This window comes from Halpernia sp. (assembly GCF_048269545.1).
Classification (GTDB): Bacteria; Bacteroidota; Bacteroidia; order Flavobacteriales; family Weeksellaceae; genus Halpernia.
Genome location: NZ_JBLXIJ010000016.1, coordinates 1 through 16,575, shown reverse-complemented (window position 1 = coordinate 16,575; position 16,575 = coordinate 1). Strand labels below are relative to the sequence as shown.

Here is a 16,575-nt window from a genome sequence, read left to right as displayed (position 1 = left end):
GTATCTAATTGAAATGCACGGATTAACTATGTATAAGTTAATTAAGGCAACACTTAACTAAACTGTCGATTATAATATCTGAGTTATAAATTAATTTTATAATTTTGTAGAATTAATAAAAAAAAATAATTATGTCAAAATAATCTATAAAATTTCTTTTGAGGTTATCAGATATAAATTAAACAAAATATTTTATGAAACATTTTAAAATCTTATACTTCATTATATTCTTTTCTTCATTTTTACAAGCGCAAGTTGGTATTAACACCTCTTCTCCAGATGCTTCTGCATCGCTTGATGTACAATTTAAAACCGACTCTCCGAAAGGTTTTCTTGCCCCACGTATGACTACGGCTCAAAGAAATTCAATAGTAAATCCAGCTGAAAGTTTATTAGTTTTTGACACTGATATTAAAGCATTCTTCTATTATAACACAGCAACTTCTGCATGGGTAAAAATTAGTAGTGATTTGGTAGATGGAAGAAAAAATTATAGACTAATAAAAACTGAATCAGATTTTGCACCCGAATTATTAGCAGGAGGTGGAAATTCATATAAATTAGATAGTAACACTTATTATGAAATTAATGGTAAGATTGATCTTGCAAAATCCATTGACTTAAATGATGCTTATATTTCTGGATTAGATGCAAATGAGGATATTTTATCTTTTCCTACTGGTACAATATTTAAAGGAAATACAGGCGGAAGCATTAGAAATATAACTTTAATTGGTGCTAAAGCTTTTGATATTGTTGGTCCAGGAATTTCCAGCAATTCTTCTTTATTAGTTCAAAACACAATCACTTTGGGAATGACAACTGCAGTTGGTAATATTTCAGGTTTTGGACTATATTTTGGAAACATTAATCAGTTTGTAGGGAATGCGAATGGACTTACATATTCAAATATAGGAAATTTACTTTTGAGTAACCAAGCTTGGTTAGCTAGTAACTCTGGAACTTTTGAAAAATTTACAGGTTCCTTTGGTTTAATTGAAAAAGGGAGTGGTTTTAGTACAGTAGATGGTTCAGATATTGCGTTGGATGTAAGTACGACTGGATTAAATGTAGGAACTGGAATTTTAGAAGGAACTGTTTTTTCTGGAACAACTTCCTCTCCCACAGGAATTATTAAAGGTTATGCAGCAGCATTAACTTATCCTGGTTATAATTTCAGTAATGTTTGGAGTGTTAATGCTCCTGGAATCCCACGAGAAAGTGATGATATTGCAACAGGTGATATTAATTTAAATGCAGCGGTAGGTAGTGGTATTTTAACAACTTTTAGTGGAACAGGTTCGGGAAGCCGAGTTAAAGTTAATGGCACCACAACTTCTAATAACTTGTTTCGTTTTACCAAAGATGGAGATAATAGAATTACTTATCGAGGAAATAAAAAAAGATATTTTCAAGTCGCCGCATCCGTATCTTATCAAGCAACAGATGATTTGACATTAATTTTATACATCGCAAAAAATGGAGTTGTACTTACTGAAACAAAAGTATATGGCCGTGGTGCAACGGGTTTTTTTACCAGTGCAGGGATTTTAGCTTTACCCATTGTAGGTACTGTAGAGTTAAAGAAAGATGATTATGTAGAAGTTTGGGCTGAACGTTATTCTAATGCAGGAAATATGCAAACACTTTCTCTAAATCTAATCGCTAAATAAACATATTTTATTAAAAAAATCAGTCATTAAGTTATTCTTAGTGACTGATTTTTTGTATAGAATTGTTTTAGCTATAATTGATGTTTTTTAATTGAAAAAAATCATATTTAAGGTATCTTTGCAAATATGAGCACACTCGTTCAAATTGCAGTTTCACCCGATCAGTTGGAAGACCAAACTTTCATTTTAAAATCGGCATTAAAAAAGGCCAATTTCCGTGAAAGTGAAATTAGCGATTGGCGAATTCGAAAGCGCTCAATTGACGCACGACAATCTTATGTGAAAATTAATTTACAAATTGAATTTTGGAAAATAGGAGAGAAGCGTGAAATTATTCCGTCATTTATTCCGCAAATTGTAAAAAATAAAACTGAAATTTTTATAATTGGAGCTGGACCAGCTGGATATTATTCAGCTTTGCGCGCGATTGAAGCCGGATTAAAACCTATCGTTTTTGAACGTGGAAAAGAAGTTCGAGAAAGAAGAAGAGATTTAGCAAAAATTAATAAAGAACACATCGTCAATCCAGAATCTAATTATTGTTTTGGTGAAGGCGGCGCTGGAACTTACAGCGATGGAAAACTTTACACACGCTCCAAAAAACGCGGAAATGTTTTGAAAGCTTTAGAATGGTTTGTTCATTTTGGGGCAGATTCAGATATTCTAATTGATGCGCATCCACATATTGGAACCAATAAATTGCCGCAAATTATCATCGCCATGCGAGGAGAAATTTTAAATTCGGGTGGCGAAATTCATTTTGATAGCAAACTCACAGATTTTAAAATTGAAAATAATGCAGTTGTTGGAATTCAAATTAATGAAGAAAAATGGTTTGATTGTGAAAATCTAATTTTAGCAACAGGACATTCGGCGCGTGATATTTTTTATTTATTGCATTCAAAAAAAATAAAAATTGAAGCAAAACCTTTTGCGTTGGGAGTTCGTGTGGAACATCCGCAAGAATTAATCAATAAAATTCAGTATCAAAAAGATGGTGAAAATCCAAATTTACCGCCTGCTTCTTATTCTCTCGTGGAACAAATTGATGAAATGGGCGTTTATTCTTTTTGTATGTGTCCCGGCGGAATTATTGCGCCGTGTGCAACTGCGCAAGAAGAAGTGGTAACAAACGGATGGAGTCCAAGTAAACGAAATAATCCGTTCGCAAATTCTGGAATTGTAGTCAGTGTAAAAGCAGAAGATTTGCCCAATTTTGAAAAAAATAATCCGTTTGTTTGTTTGGATTTTCAGAAAAAAGTAGAACGGGATTGTTGGGAAGCAGCTGGAAAAACGCAAAAAGTTCCGGCGCAAAGAATGGTAGATTTTGTGGAAGGAAAAATTTCACAAGATTTCCCGAAAACGTCTTATTTACCAGGAATTACTTCTTTAAATTTATCCGAAGTTTTACCAAAATTAATTTCAAAAAGATTAAAAAAAGCTTTCGTAGAATACGGGAAAAATATGAAAGGATTTTATACAAATGAAGCAGTTTTGCACGCGCCAGAAAGTAGAACTTCTTCGCCGATTTCCATTCCCAGAAACGTACAAACTTTGGAACACGTTGAAATTTCTGGACTTTATCCGTGCGGCGAAGGCGCAGGTTACGCAGGAGGAATTATTTCTGCGGCAATTGATGGAATTAATTGTGTAGATGCAATTTTAAAAAAAATCGAAATTAATAAAACGAAATAATAAATTTAAATTATTTATTTTTCTAAAGTTTTCAAATACAATCTTTTATATTTTCGATAGAGATAAAATAGAAAAAATGTGATTGCAGGATGAAGAACTACAAATAAATTGACATTTAATTGTTGTTAAGAAATTCCCACAGCTTTGCTCATTAATTGCATGACTTTCATGCAAATCCAGAAAATGGTTTCCATAAATTTTATTTAGACAATTAAATTTAAATAAAATAAAATGAATTTTAACCAATTCTTTTCATCACATTTTCTGTAATTCTATCGCATCTGCTGAAACCGAATTCAAAAATATTTTTATCATTTGCAGTTTCGTAAAGCTTTGTTTTTAGCATTTCTTTTGCGCGGTGCAGACGCACTTTTACATTGGCAAGTGTAATATCTAAGGCGACGGAAATTTCTTTTAAACTCATTTCTTCCACTTCTTTCATCATATAAATAATTTTATATTTTGAATCTAAACTGTCAATAGCGTTTTCTAATAAGAGTTTGGTTTCGTTGCGAATCATTTTATCCTGTGGATTTAATTGTTTGGAATCTGGGATTTCTAAGATGGAATTGGTGGTTTCGTTTTCGTCTCGTTCATTAAGATGATGCAATTTTCCGAGTTCTCGGAGTCGTGTTAAAGATTGATTTATTCCAATACGAATAAGCCAAGTTGAAAATGTAGATTCTAATTTAAATTGATATAATTTCGTAAAAGCTTTCACATAAGAATCCTGCATTATGTCTTCTATTTCAGCTTCATCTTTTATATAACTTCTTATGACACGATATAATTTTTGATTATTTCTGCGAACCAACATTTCAAATAGCTCCTTTTCACCGCTCAAAATTCGTCTTATTATTTCACTATCTGTGATTTTATGATTATTAAAATCATTAATTTTTATCGCTTCCATAATTGCTTTCTTTTAAATTAGATAGAGAAGAGAGAAAAAAGTTACAAAATTTTGTATCCTTTTTTAAAATATCGTATCAAACGAATGTAACAAATTTATAAACAAATTAAAATTAAATTATGGAAACCAATCTTCAATTAGTAAAAAACATTTTAAAATATACTTTTGGTATCGTTCCAATTGTAGCAGGTTTAGACAAATTCACCAATATTTTAACCGATTGGACGCATTATATTTCTGATGGAATGGCGTCAATTCTTCCAATGTCAGAATCTTCTTTTATGATGGTTGTAGGTGTCATAGAAATTATTGCAGGTGTAATTGTTTTAACAAAAACTAAAATCGGCGCTTATATAGTTTCAGCTTGGTTGGTTGCAATTGCATTAACTTTAATTTTCAGCTGGACTTATGTAGATGTTGCAGTGAGAGATTTGGTAATGGCAATTGGCGCTTTTTGTTTAGCCACTTTGTGGACAAATGATTTTAGTAAAGTAGCTGCTTAAGTTTATTATTTTTTAGAAAACACAATTTTTTTTATATTAGTAAATCACACAATGGACTCTGTTTTGTTGTGTGATTTTTTTTAATATGGCAATTTTTATTCTAAAATTTCACATTACAATTTAGTTTTTGTCATATTATTCAATTTTACTTATCTTTTAAGGCTTAAAATTAGTTACAAAAGTTTTAAAATTTTTTTAATTAAATCAAGTTAGAATTTAAACTCTATGGAAAATCATAATAATAAGAAATGGATTGCAATTTATAGTATCGTTGCGGTGGTTTTAATCACCGTATATTATTTATTAAACTTGAAGATTTTTGAAGATTGGGAGAAATATATTCCTTTTATGAAAAAACTGAGTTTGAGTTTGTTTTCAATTTGTATTATTTTTCTGATTAGTAAATTTATTGTAAGATTAATCAATTCTCAAAACCACATCGAAGGCGATAGATACAATCTTTTGCGCATTGTAAGATTTCTCGCAATTGTGTTTAGTTTGATTGTGGTTGCTTCCTTTTTATTTCAAAATTTGTACGCCGCTGCAGTAAGTTTTGGTTTAATTTCCTTGGTTTTGGGTTTTGCTTTGCAAGCGCCAATTGCATCATTTATCGCCTGGATTTATTTAGTTTTCCGACGTTCTTATTTGGTTGGAGATCGGATTCAAATAAAAGGTTTTCGCGGAGATGTGGTAGAAATTAATTATTTAGATACTTCAATTTTAGAATGTAGCGGTGATTATTTGGGAAATGACAGATTGAGTGGAAGAATTATTAGATTTCCGAATAGTTTAATTTTAAGAGAAGAAATTATTAATTATTCTGGTCCAGAAATTCCATTTATTTGGAATGAAACTCCAGTTCAAATTGCTTTCACAAGTGATTTACAATTTGTTGAAAATTGTTTGTTAGAAGCAACACAAAAAGATTTTAAAGAAAAATATCCACAATTTGTGAGTGAAAATTATAAAAATTTAGAAGCGACGGTTTATTTTAGAAATAATAAATTTGCTTGGATGGAAGCGGTAATTTCTTATCCGGTGGAACCGAAAGATACAACTGGTCGTAGAAATAGAATTTTAAAATACGCTTTGTCTTTATTGAATAAAGCACCAGAAAAAGTGAAATTTCCAGAAGGAAATTTGCGATAATTCTGTGATTTTAATTAAATATTTTTTCTATCAAAATTGATTTTTTAATCTTATTTAAACTTATTTCCCAATACCATAAAAACTTATTTTTCTTTCCGCTAAATTAACTTCCAACGGCGTGAAACCAATAAATTCTCCATCCATATCAATCGGACAAGGATTTTCTTTTGAAGTAATTTTGCAATTATTTACAGAAGTGTAAAATATTTCTTTATGTTTTATTTTTTGTCCTTTCCGGATTTTATTTAAATTTTTTATGTAATCCCACAAACTTACATTTCCCAAAATAGTCAATTGCAATCGGTCATCGCAAATATTTGCATCTGGAGCAATGCACATTCCGCTGCCAAAATATTTTCCATTTGCCATACACAAACTCATCATATTTCCTTCCCAATTAAAGGTATCACTTTTCAGTTGCACCGCTTGCTTTTTATATTGTAAAAAGGAAAAAATAATCGCTAAAAAATAAGTGATGTTTCCGCCTAAAATTTTAGAACTGTGACTCACTTTTTTTACTACAAATCCGCCCAAACCGATGTCTGAAATATTGACAAAATATCTGCTGTTTTCGTTTTGCTTTTTATCGATAAAATTCATTTTAAAAACTGAAACATCGATGGTTTTTCTTTGCTCAATCAATGATTTCAACTCTTGCAAATTATTTTTCACACTCAAAGATCTCGAAAAATCATTTCCCGTTCCCAAAGGTAAAACGCCAAAATTGATGGCGTGAGAATTCTCGGTTTCTAAAAAGCCATTTACAGTTTCATTAATGCTTCCATCGCCGCCACAAATGACGATGATTTCCGCGTTTTCTTCAATGGCTTCAATCGCAGAATCTTTTGCACCGAAAGTTTTGTTTGTGCTTTTAAACTTGATTTCATAACCATTTGAAAATGTGGCTTCAATCTCTGATTTGAGCGAAGAAATTCCACGTAATTTTGCGTGGATGATGAAAGTGATTTTTGTGTTTGGCATTTTTTTAAATTTCGAAAAATTCAACTTTCACTTTGTCAAAGTTTAAAGCGAAATAATAGTAACTTTGACAAAGTTTTTTTAATTTTTAATGACGGCTTTTAAATTTGCGATTTTGAGTCACCGATTACTAATTCTGAATAAAGGATTCACCAACAAAATTAATCCAACATTCCGAAACCAAAAATAAACAATTCCTCACTCCGAAACCTTCGGATTCAAAGGTCTTAAAGTAATTTCATCAATCAAAAAATTATCGGGGGTTTCTAAAAGATAGACGATTAAATCTGCAATATCTTTGGGTTGCAACATATTGTGGTGAGATTCTATGCCAGATTCTGCGAAAAAATGAGTGTCAATACTTCCAGGATTTACACAGGTTACTTTGATATTGAAAGAGCGAAGTTCCTTAAATAATGCCTCGCTAAATCCTTGCATTCCGTATTTTGTGGCACAATAAGCCGCACTTTCTGAGCGGGAAACTTTGCCCAAAATAGAACCGATATTGATGATGTGTTTAAAGGTGAGATTCTGCTTCATTAAAGGAACTACAGCCGAAGTGAGATAGAAAACGCCGTTCAAATTGGTGTTAATCATTTCGTGCCATTTCTCTAAAGGAAGTTCATCAATCTTACTGAAATAACCCGAACCTGCATTATTAATGAGAATATCTGGCGAATGATTTTCTGAAAATGTTTTTTGCATCCAATCCGCAATTGCTTTTTGGTCGGTAATATCCATTTTCACAGCTATAAAATTTTCACCCAACTTTTCTTGGAGCGCATTTAGTTTTTCTAAATTTCTTGCAAGTCCATAAACGAAAGCGTTTTTTTCTACCAATGCTTGCGCAAAAGCCGCTCCCAAACCGCTACTTGCTCCGGTAATGATGGCTATTTTTTTACTTATTTTCATTTTTCAAATATTATTTTTAATGCAGAGGAAAAGATTATACCGCAAAAGTGGCAAAAGAAAATAGGATGTTTTAAGTAATCCAAAAGATTGCAAAATGTATGTGGATAAACATTGTGCTTTTTAAATACTATTTTAATCCTTAATAAAAGATTTTTATCGCAAAGAAATAAAAGAATATATGACGTTTTAAGTATTTCAAAAGATTGCAAAATGTATATGAATAAACATTTACTTTTTGCAATCTTTTGATTTCCTATTTTTATGAATAATACTTTTGTCTCTCTTAAGGTAAAAAAAAGATTTTCTTATTTCGCTTCGTAAGAACCTGGAACAGTTCGAAACGCAATCGCCAAACGATTCCAACCATTAATCGCCACAATTGCCATCGTTAAAGCAACCAACTCTTTTTCTTCAAAATATTCTCGAACCGAATTGTACAAAGAATCGGGAACTTCATTTTCTGAAATTAAAGTCAATGCTTCCGTCCATTCCAAAGCGGCGCGTTCTTTTTCCGTGTAAAATGGGGTTTCTTTCCAAGCGCTCAAAGCGTACAAACGTTGCTCGGTTTCTTCGGCTTTTCGTGCGTCTTTGGTGTGCATATCCAAACAATAAGCGCATCCGTTGATTTGCGAGGCTCTTGTTTTTACCAATTCAAATATGGTTTTATCCAATCCAGAACTGGAAACGTATTTCTCCAATTCCAACATTCCTTTCAATCCTTCTGGTGCGATTTTAAAATAATCTAATCTTTGTTCCATTTTAATTAAATAATTAATGAGTTTTCGTTTTCTCCATTTCATCCATCGCAATTGTTGCGTGTGCATAAGCCGCTCCTGCACGCATTTCTGCGGCAATCCAAATCGCTTCCATCACTTCTTCTTTGGTTGCGCCTTTTCGTAATGCTTGTTTAGAATGCGCTCTGATGCAGTATGGACATTGCGTTACGTGCGCCACTGCAACGGCGATCAATTGTTTTGTTTTTTCATCAATTGCACCTGCTTCGAAAACAGTTTTGCTGAAATTACGCCACGCTTCTATATTTTTCGGTGCTAAAGCCGCTTTTTTTTCTGCCAATTCTTTCGTAGAAATTGGATATAAATCTTGATTTTCCATTATCTAATATTTTAATTAATTATTTTATTTTTCTAAGAATTGTCGCAACACATATTGAAGAATCCCGCCATTTTTGTAATATTCGATTTCTATTAGGGAATCTAAACGTGCAATCACGCTGAATTTAATTTCTTTTCCATCATCATTTTTTGCATTGATTTGGATTTCTTTTAAAGGTTTGATGCCATTTGCAATTCCAGTGATTGTGAAAAATTCTTTTCCAGTTAAACCCAAACTTTCTGCGGTTTCGCCATCTTTATATTGAAGTGGTAAAACGCCTAATCCAATCAAATTGCTTCGGTGAATTCGCTCGTAACTTTCTGCTAAAACTGCTTTTATCCCTAATAAAAACGTTCCTTTTGCTGCCCAATCTCGTGAAGAACCACTTCCGTATTCTTTTCCTGTTAAAACGATTAATGGCGTTTGCGTTTCTTTGTATTTTACGGCTGCATCATAAACCGACATTTCTTCGTCAGTTGGTAAAAACGAAGTGTAACCGCCTTCTTTTTGGGTCAATTTATTTTTAATTCTCACATTGGCAAAAGTTCCACGAACCATCACTTCATCATTTCCACGACGAGATCCGTAAGAATTGAAATCTTCTTTTTTCACGCCGCGTTCTATTAAATATTTTCCTGCTGAAGAAAATTCATTAAATCCACCTGCAGGAGAAATGTGATCGGTTGTTACACTATCGCCCAAAACCAACAATGCTCTTGCATTTTGAATATCTGATAAAGGTTCTGGTTGCACTGAAATATTGTGGAAGAATGGAATTTCTTTGATGTAAGTAGAATCTTTATTCCATTCGTATAATTTTCCGGTCGGAACTACGAGATTTCTCCAAATTTCATTGCCGTCAAAAATTTCTCCGTAGTTTTTCGCAAAATCTTTTGGCGATAAAACGCGACTTAAAATTTCATTAATTTCATCATCAGTTGGCCAAATATCTTTTAGGAAAACAGGTTCTTGGTTGGAATCATAACTCAAAGGTTCATTGATTAAATCAATATCAACGCGACCAGCAATGGCATAAGCAACCACCAACATCGGCGACATCAAGAAATTCATTTTTACTTGTGGGTGAATTCTAGCTTCAAAATTTCGGTTTCCAGAAAGAACTGAAGATACAATCAACTGATAATCGTCCACTGCTTTTGCAATTTTTGGTAATAATGGTCCAGAATTTCCGATGCAAGATGTACAGCCATAACCAACCAAATGGAATTGAAGTGCTTCTAAGTCTTTCATTAAATCTGCTTTTTCCAAATAATCGGTTACCACTTTTGAACCTGGAGCGAGTGAAGTTTTTACCCAAGGTTTTACGTCAATGCCGTGTTCTCTGGCTTTTCTCGCAACTAATCCCGCTCCAATCATCACAAAAGGATTGGAAGTATTGGTGCAAGAAGTAATGGCAGCAATTGCAACTGCACCGTCAGAAAGCATAAATTTTTCATCACCACGAGTAATCCAAACGGTTTGAAATCCATTTTTATTTTTTCCTTCAATTTCTTCCGCATAAACTATGGCATCACCTTCTGGTATTATTAAATCACCGCCTTCATTATCAAATCTGGTGATGGATTTCTCAATTTCTCGGTCTTCTTGAGAAATATATTTTCTGTTGAAACCCGAATCTAATAAATCAATAAATGTATTTTTAAAATCTTTTAAAAGAATTTTATCTTGCGGTCGTTTTGGTCCTGCAACCGTAGGTTCGATGGTTGAGATGTCTAATTCCAAGACATCCGTATAATTTATTTTATCTTCATTTTCTCGCCAAAGCATATTGGTTTTGCAATAATTTTCTACTAAAGAAATTTGTGCTTCGGAGCGATTGCTTTTTCGCATATATTCCAAAGTTTTGTCATCAATTGGGAAGTAAGTAATGGTACAACCAAATTCCGGCGACATATTTCCAATCGTTGCACGATCTGGAACAGAAAGATGATCTAAACCTGGACCGAAAACTTCTACAAATTTCCCGACTACGCCAAATTTACGGAGCATATTTGCTATAGTTAAAACCAAATCGGTTGCGGTGGAACCCAAAGGAAGTTTTCCTTTCAATTTTAAACCAATTACTTCGGGCATTATAAAATAAAGTGGTTGTCCAAGTATTGCAGCTTCTGCTTCAATTCCACCAACTCCCCATGCAACAACGCCAATTCCATTCACCATCGGAGTATGACTATCGGTCCCAACAACAGTATCTGGAAAAACTTCGCCGTTTCTTTCGATGACTCCTTTTGATAAATATTCTAAATTTATTTGATGACAAATTCCCATTCCAGGCGGAACTACGCTGAAATTATCAAAAGAATTTTGTGCCCATTTTAGAAATTGGTATCGTTCTTCATTGCGATGATATTCTTCATCTATATTTCTGGAATAAGATTCTTCCGTCCCAAAATAATCGACTTGAACGGAATGGTCAATAATTAAATCAACAGGAACAAGTGGATTAATAGAATCTGGATTTTTCCCTTTTCTCGCCACTTCTGCACGTAGCGCCGCAATATCCACAACAGCAGGAACTCCAGTAAAATCTTGCATCAAAACGCGAGCAGGTTTGAAAGGAATATCTTTATCTGTTCCTTTTGGTTTCCAATTTAATAATGTTTCAATATTTTCTTTGGTCACTGAAAAGTCATCAAAATTACGGAGTGCATTTTCTAGAAGAATCCGAATTGAAAACGGTAGTTTCTCAATTTCATAACCTTGCTTTTGCAACTCGGTGAGACTATAATAAGAATAATTCCCATCTTTAGTTTGCAGGTTTTTTTTAACCTGAAAAATATCTTTTTCCATAATTTTGATTTTTTAATGTGAAGTAATTAACACTTTTTAATTTTAGAACAACTTATAAATGATTGAATTTCCAGAATCAAATTGCTATAAACATTAGAATTTTAGAAATTCATTTATGCTTCTTTCAAAGTTACGGAATTAAAGAAAGCAAAACCATTAAATTGAATTTTGTAAAGTCTAAAACAATTTTATAGTTGAAAAACTATAATTCTTTCTTACTCAAAACTTTGATTCACTTTTAAACATTTATCTTTTTTTAAATCTAAAGCAAACGGAGCTGCAGATGCTGTGAAAACGGAAGAGTCAAAAACACCTTTATTTCCGTAGAAAATGGTCATGGAGATTGCAAAAACCTAAAGAAAAATTACGATTGATTTTGCAATTAATTCCGTTTTATAAAAAATGATTAGAAATAATGCAAAAATAATTTCTACGCCTGTTGCAAAACTTGCAATTGTTGAAATTAAAGAAGTTAGAAACCACTAGTTTATTTTTTGGTAAATTTTAAGGAATTGTCCCAATTTTCCCAAACAGAATTTTCATTACTCTACATTCCAAATTGATCTGCAACTGCTGATAAAAAACTGATTGCAATTGTAAATCTCAAAAATAATTTTACTTTTCTCAAAAATTTCAAAATTTTAATTCCTTCTAAACTCCTAAAAAATTACGTCATTTGTCGTATTTTTTTTATTATAAGAAATAAAATATTTTTGTTTTTAAATTTAATTAATTACAGAATCATTATGAAAAAATTTATTTTTTTAGTTTTAGTTTCAATTTTTCTCAATATAAACGCACAAATTGGTGGCGGTTGGGATTGGGCTTTCAATACAGGAAGTCTTGGCGGCGCGGATATTAGATATATGAAATATTCTGCAGATGGATCCGAAATTGCTTTTGCAGGTGAAGCATCTGCGGCGGTTTATTTTGGTGGGACAACTTACACAGCTCCTGCTATTGGAAGTTATCCAGGAAAAATAAATTTTTTTGGAAAAATAAATTCACAAACTGGAATTCCGACGGTAACACATACTTATCAAAATATCCCTTTTGGTTTTAATAAAGTAACTACTGATAGTGAAGGTAATTTCTACGTTGGAGCAATTATAAATACAGCAATTCCATCAGACCTTGGTCATGGAATTGTTGTTGATGGTTTGAATAAAATTCTTTTGGCAAAATTTGATCCTACAGGTGATATTTTGTGGGCCAAAACTATTCCTTTTGATGTGCAGGGAAATATCTCCTCAAGTGTTTTTAAATTGTCCGTTTCACCCCAAAAAAATATTTTCTTATGGGCTCAGAATCCAAATCAAAATACGGATGGCAAACAAAATTTTCCTCTTTTTAAATTTGATAATTCAGGTAATTTGCTTTGGAAGAAAGATGCTTTAAATGTTCCAAACTCCATCGGAAATGTGCAAACAGGTTATTCTGGAGATCAATTTATTGATGATAATGAAAATATTTATTTATGCGTTTCTTCAACTTCAGGGTTTACGTTTGATGGCGTTTCTTACGCTGTTCCAAATACTACTACTAATGGCACATTTTTAAAAATAAATACTTCAGGAAATGTGGTAAAAGCACAGGCTTTTAACGGATCTATAAATGATTATCAGGTAAATAAATCAACCGGAGTAATTACTTTTAATTGGGCACAAACTAAGGCAAATGCAGCGCCTTTTAACAATTTACCACATTGGTTGGTTGCTCTTGGACCAACTTATAAGGATTATTTTTCGGGAATTATTGCAATTGATAAAGATTTTAATTTTATTAAAACAAAAGATATTACTTCAGTCCAAGATAATCCTTACGCACTAGATACAAATGGTTTGAGATTTTTAGCATTGCCAAATGGAAAACTATTATTTGCAACTAAGTTTTTTAAGGGTGAAACCGTGGGAGTGGGAACCGATTATCTGTACAATTTAGATCCAGTTAATGCAACAAGTGTCATTATAGAAACAGATACAGACTGGAATTTTTCAAAATTTATTACTGGCGGCAAAGCATTTAGATCACAACCGGAATATATTACGGCTTATAACGATACTTACGCGATGACATCCAATTTCAGAAATAGTGATACGCAACTTACTTTGCCTACAACTTCTTATGGCTCTGTAACGCTTACAGGTTTTAATGCTGCACCAGATCTTACCACAGCTTACGGCATTTATTCCACGTCACCTAGTTTAAGAAGTGACATTGCTGTTGTACAAACAAAATCTCAAAATTTTCCAAAAATAGCTTCTACGAGTTGGTTGGGAAATTCTACCGATTGGAATTCCGCTACAAATTGGTCAAATGGCGTTCCTACAAATTCCGTAAAAGCAATGTTCGATCAAGCCACTGCAAATTATCCCACAACTTTTTCTTCACCAACTTCTGGAACTTTGGAAGTAAAATCCGGCGTTTCTGTACCGATTCCTAATTCCCTTACTTTAGCCGGCGGTATTAAAAACGAAGGAACAATTGTATTAAAAGATGCAGGATTTTTCCAAGGTTTTAGTTCTAAAGAATGGAAGGGAAGTGGAAATGTTAATTTCACAGGAACTGCTTCATATTTTTTCTATGGAAATTCTTTTACTAATTCAATATTATTAAACACAGATCTGACTTCTTATTATGATTTAAATATTCCTAAAATTACTTTAGTATCAGGAAAATTAAATTTAAATAATAAAACTTTAAAAATTAACGATCGCAGCGCAGACGCAATTTCGGGTGCAAATTCAACTAATTTTGTTTATGGTGGACCGATAGAAAGAAAAATAAACCCAACTGGTGAATACGATTTTCCTTTGGGTAATTCTTCTAAAAATCAAACAGCAACTATTTCTGCAAAAAATTTAGTTGGTGTAGATAAATTAACCGCAACATATACCAATGGAGCGATTACTGGAACAACTCCAAACATTAATTATGGGGGAACAACAATTACAAGTGCATTAAATGGGGGTTGGTTTTCTATAGTTCCAGATCAACAACCAACTGGCGGAAGTTATGATGCCACTTTAAAAATACAAAATTCTACTAATTTAGGAGCGACTCTTGGAGTTTATACAATTATAAAAAGAGATAATAGTACTTCCAATTGGGCGGTTTTAGGAGATTATAATTTAGCAACTCAAAATGGTTCCACAATTTCTGTTGCAAATAAGAATCTCACTTCTTTTTCAGATTTTGCAATTGGGAAAGGAAATAATGATTTTGTTTTATCTACCAAAGATGTGAGTGCAGAATCTTTAAATGTATTTCCCAATCCAACTAAAAATATTGTCAATTTTTCTGGTGCAAAAAATATAAAATTGATTTCAGTTTTTGATGCTTCAGGAAAACAAATTCAAGTTAGAAATAGCTTATTTAATAATTCCCAGATTGATTTATCAAATTACAATCCAGGTGTTTATTATTTAAAAATTCAATTAGAAAACGGAACATCAATAACTAAGAAAATTATCAAAAACTAATGAGAATCAACTGAGAGTATAAATCTTTTGGGAAAAAAGAAGCCGTTTCAAATTTTGAAACGGCTTTTTCTATTTCTTAAGTTCTACATTTATCATTTTAATGAGAGATGTATTTGTCGTTAATAATTATTTTACAGAAATATGATTTGTGGTGGACTGAACAGAGAATATTTTAAAATAACTGATTAAATATCTTCTTTGCTCATCATTTAACGTAAAAGAATCCATTTTTGGTTGATAATCTTCACCAGATCTTATTTTATCACTTCTAAAAAAATCATGAACATCTATAAGTTTTCCAACATCTATAAAATTATTATCCTCTGTATTTAAGATTCGGTCGTTATAATTAATTAAATTATTCACCAAATCATTATACGTTGCGATGCTGTCTTTTAATTTTTGATTTTCCAAATAACGCATACTTCCAGAATTTACCATTTGTTGATAAGTGGATGTACTCACAGTAATTACAGCATTTCCCTGTCCAAATGACAATAAACTGCTCAATTCGGGCAACACGATTCTAAATAATTATGCGCGGTGCTTTTGTCAGACATTTTGTCTCAAATACTTTGTGAGAAAAAACCCAATATTACCGCAAGAAACATCATCATAAAATCATAAAAATATTCTGTGATTTTTTTCTTCCCTTTTTTTTTGAATTCCTACTTCATTATTTTCTATTTCTTCTTTTATATCAATAATTTCAGATTCATCCAAGTTTTCATTTTTAATATTTTCTTCCCTTTTTTTTAATTTAATTAAAATTGTTTTCAATAAATTGCTTAGAACTTTAATAGATATTGCAATAAATTTTCATTAATTAAAAGTAGAAAATATTTGACTAAATAAAAAAAATATTGAAAAATTTAGATTTCAATATTTTTAGATTGAATTTTAATTAAAATGATTTCAGTTAAAGATTTGTTTTTTAATAATTTTTTCGTTTAATTTTTCGCCATTTTCAGTTTGCATCCGCAAGTATTTCCAGTTTCTCTTATATGCGCTCTAAATTCATTACTTATTTGTGATTTTACAAAGAAGTAAAAGTGCGAAAATTAGTAAAACTATTTACTAATTTTTTTGAAATTGTGGAAAATTGCTAGAGATTTTAGCAAGAATTATTTAAATTTTAAAAAGACTGAAAATGATTTATGAAGTTACACACTAAACACTGTGGGGATTTTAAAATTTTAATAACGTTCGGGTATTTGTGAAGAAAGCCCCTATTCACAAAATAAATTCGGGGCTTTTTTACAAATACCTTCTTTACTTTACTTCTATAAAATTAATACCTTTAAATAAACAAGACAGAGGTGAACTAGAAATACCTTTAAAGATTA

14 protein-coding genes are annotated in these 16,575 nt (G+C 31.9%); 5 read left to right on the top strand and 9 right to left on the bottom strand.

The features are described from left to right. Window positions 1-194 precede the first annotated feature (194 nt). On the top strand, window positions 195-1,673 hold the full coding sequence (locus ACN0WB_RS11490) for a hypothetical protein (protein ID WP_417431923.1): 1,479 nt from the start codon (window positions 195-197) through the stop codon (window positions 1,671-1,673). Between the two features lie 126 nt (window positions 1,674-1,799). Beyond that, window positions 1,800-3,368, top strand: a complete 1,569-nt coding sequence (locus ACN0WB_RS11485; protein ID WP_417431921.1) for an NAD(P)/FAD-dependent oxidoreductase — start codon at window positions 1,800-1,802, stop codon at window positions 3,366-3,368. Window positions 3,369-3,606: 238 nt separating this feature from the next. Here the strand turns inward: ACN0WB_RS11485 and ACN0WB_RS11480 are convergent, their stop codons facing one another. Beyond that, window positions 3,607-4,281 carry an RNA polymerase sigma factor gene (locus ACN0WB_RS11480; RefSeq protein WP_417431919.1) on the bottom strand — a complete coding sequence of 225 codons (675 nt, stop codon included), beginning with the start codon at window positions 4,279-4,281 and terminating at the stop codon, window positions 3,607-3,609. A gap of 119 nt (window positions 4,282-4,400) precedes the next feature. On the opposite strand from ACN0WB_RS11480, the gene ACN0WB_RS11475 reads away from it, so the two are divergent. Both ACN0WB_RS11475 and ACN0WB_RS11470 read left to right on the top strand, forming a co-directional pair. Continuing rightward, the gene (locus tag ACN0WB_RS11475; protein ID WP_417431917.1) at window positions 4,401-4,784 is read left to right on the top strand and encodes a hypothetical protein; all 384 of its coding nucleotides are present in this window, start codon (window positions 4,401-4,403) and stop codon (window positions 4,782-4,784) included. A gap of 225 nt (window positions 4,785-5,009) precedes the next feature. Continuing rightward, window positions 5,010-5,933: a mechanosensitive ion channel family protein gene (locus ACN0WB_RS11470; RefSeq protein ID WP_417431915.1), complete on the top strand. Its 924-nt coding sequence runs from the start codon at window positions 5,010-5,012 to the stop codon at window positions 5,931-5,933. A gap of 60 nt (window positions 5,934-5,993) precedes the next feature. Here ACN0WB_RS11470 and ACN0WB_RS11465 read toward each other — a convergent pair whose 3' ends face one another. From ACN0WB_RS11465 to ACN0WB_RS11440, 6 genes are all read right to left on the bottom strand, one after another. Continuing rightward, the gene (locus tag ACN0WB_RS11465) at window positions 5,994-6,914 is read right to left on the bottom strand and encodes a diacylglycerol/lipid kinase family protein (RefSeq protein ID WP_417431913.1); all 921 of its coding nucleotides are present in this window, start codon (window positions 6,912-6,914) and stop codon (window positions 5,994-5,996) included. Between the two features lie 195 nt (window positions 6,915-7,109). Then, on the bottom strand, window positions 7,110-7,823 hold the full coding sequence (locus tag ACN0WB_RS11460) for an SDR family oxidoreductase (RefSeq protein WP_417431911.1): 714 nt from the start codon (window positions 7,821-7,823) through the stop codon (window positions 7,110-7,112). Window positions 7,824-8,128: 305 nt separating this feature from the next. Next, complete coding sequence (locus ACN0WB_RS11455) at window positions 8,129-8,623, bottom strand: carboxymuconolactone decarboxylase family protein (protein WP_417431908.1); 495 nt, start codon at window positions 8,621-8,623, stop codon at window positions 8,129-8,131. Next, complete coding sequence (locus ACN0WB_RS11450; RefSeq protein WP_417431906.1) at window positions 8,595-8,936, bottom strand: carboxymuconolactone decarboxylase family protein; 342 nt, start codon at window positions 8,934-8,936, stop codon at window positions 8,595-8,597. Before ACN0WB_RS11450 ends, ACN0WB_RS11455 begins: the two co-directional genes overlap by 29 nt. A 24-nt stretch (window positions 8,937-8,960) precedes the next feature. After that, window positions 8,961-11,747, bottom strand: coding sequence for an aconitate hydratase AcnA (gene acnA, locus ACN0WB_RS11445; RefSeq protein ID WP_417431904.1), 2,787 nt, complete (start codon window positions 11,745-11,747; stop codon window positions 8,961-8,963). Between the two features lie 215 nt (window positions 11,748-11,962). After that, window positions 11,963-12,085 carry a hypothetical protein gene (locus ACN0WB_RS11440; protein ID WP_417431903.1) on the bottom strand — a complete coding sequence of 41 codons (123 nt, stop codon included), beginning with the start codon at window positions 12,083-12,085 and terminating at the stop codon, window positions 11,963-11,965. A gap of 408 nt (window positions 12,086-12,493) precedes the next feature. Here ACN0WB_RS11440 and ACN0WB_RS11435 point away from each other — a divergent pair, with 408 nt between their 5' ends. Next, window positions 12,494-15,229, top strand: coding sequence for a T9SS type A sorting domain-containing protein (locus tag ACN0WB_RS11435; RefSeq protein ID WP_417431901.1), 2,736 nt, complete (start codon window positions 12,494-12,496; stop codon window positions 15,227-15,229). Window positions 15,230-15,355: 126 nt separating this feature from the next. On the opposite strand, the gene ACN0WB_RS11430 is transcribed toward ACN0WB_RS11435, so the two are convergent. Both ACN0WB_RS11430 and ACN0WB_RS11425 read right to left on the bottom strand, forming a co-directional pair. Then, window positions 15,356-15,727 (bottom strand): hypothetical protein, encoded by a 372-nt coding sequence (locus tag ACN0WB_RS11430; RefSeq protein WP_417431899.1) that lies wholly within the window; start codon window positions 15,725-15,727, stop codon window positions 15,356-15,358. A 123-nt stretch (window positions 15,728-15,850) separates the two neighbouring features. Then, the gene (locus ACN0WB_RS11425) at window positions 15,851-16,009 is read right to left on the bottom strand and encodes a hypothetical protein (RefSeq protein ID WP_417431897.1); all 159 of its coding nucleotides are present in this window, start codon (window positions 16,007-16,009) and stop codon (window positions 15,851-15,853) included. Window positions 16,010-16,575 lie beyond the last annotated feature (566 nt).

Excerpts from the sequence above, each read along its gene's own strand:
- ACN0WB_RS11490 (WP_417431923.1), top strand. The coding sequence starts at position 195 with ATGAAACATTTTAAAATCTTATACTTCATTATATTCTTTTCTTCATTT.
- ACN0WB_RS11485 (WP_417431921.1), top strand. The coding sequence starts at position 1,800 with ATGAGCACACTCGTTCAAATTGCAGTTTCACCCGATCAGTTGGAAGAC.
- ACN0WB_RS11480 (WP_417431919.1), bottom strand. The coding sequence starts at position 4,281 with ATGGAAGCGATAAAAATTAATGATTTTAATAATCATAAAATCACAGAT.
- ACN0WB_RS11475 (WP_417431917.1), top strand. The coding sequence starts at position 4,401 with ATGGAAACCAATCTTCAATTAGTAAAAAACATTTTAAAATATACTTTT.
- ACN0WB_RS11470 (WP_417431915.1), top strand. The coding sequence starts at position 5,010 with ATGGAAAATCATAATAATAAGAAATGGATTGCAATTTATAGTATCGTT.
- ACN0WB_RS11465 (WP_417431913.1), bottom strand. The coding sequence starts at position 6,914 with ATGCCAAACACAAAAATCACTTTCATCATCCACGCAAAATTACGTGGA.
- ACN0WB_RS11460 (WP_417431911.1), bottom strand. The coding sequence starts at position 7,823 with ATGAAAATAAGTAAAAAAATAGCCATCATTACCGGAGCAAGTAGCGGT.
- ACN0WB_RS11455 (WP_417431908.1), bottom strand. The coding sequence starts at position 8,623 with ATGAAATGGAGAAAACGAAAACTCATTAATTATTTAATTAAAATGGAA.
- ACN0WB_RS11450 (WP_417431906.1), bottom strand. The coding sequence starts at position 8,936 with ATGGAAAATCAAGATTTATATCCAATTTCTACGAAAGAATTGGCAGAA.
- acnA (WP_417431904.1), bottom strand. The coding sequence starts at position 11,747 with ATGGAAAAAGATATTTTTCAGGTTAAAAAAAACCTGCAAACTAAAGAT.
- ACN0WB_RS11440 (WP_417431903.1), bottom strand. The coding sequence starts at position 12,085 with ATGACCATTTTCTACGGAAATAAAGGTGTTTTTGACTCTTCCGTTTTC.
- ACN0WB_RS11435 (WP_417431901.1), top strand. The coding sequence starts at position 12,494 with ATGAAAAAATTTATTTTTTTAGTTTTAGTTTCAATTTTTCTCAATATA.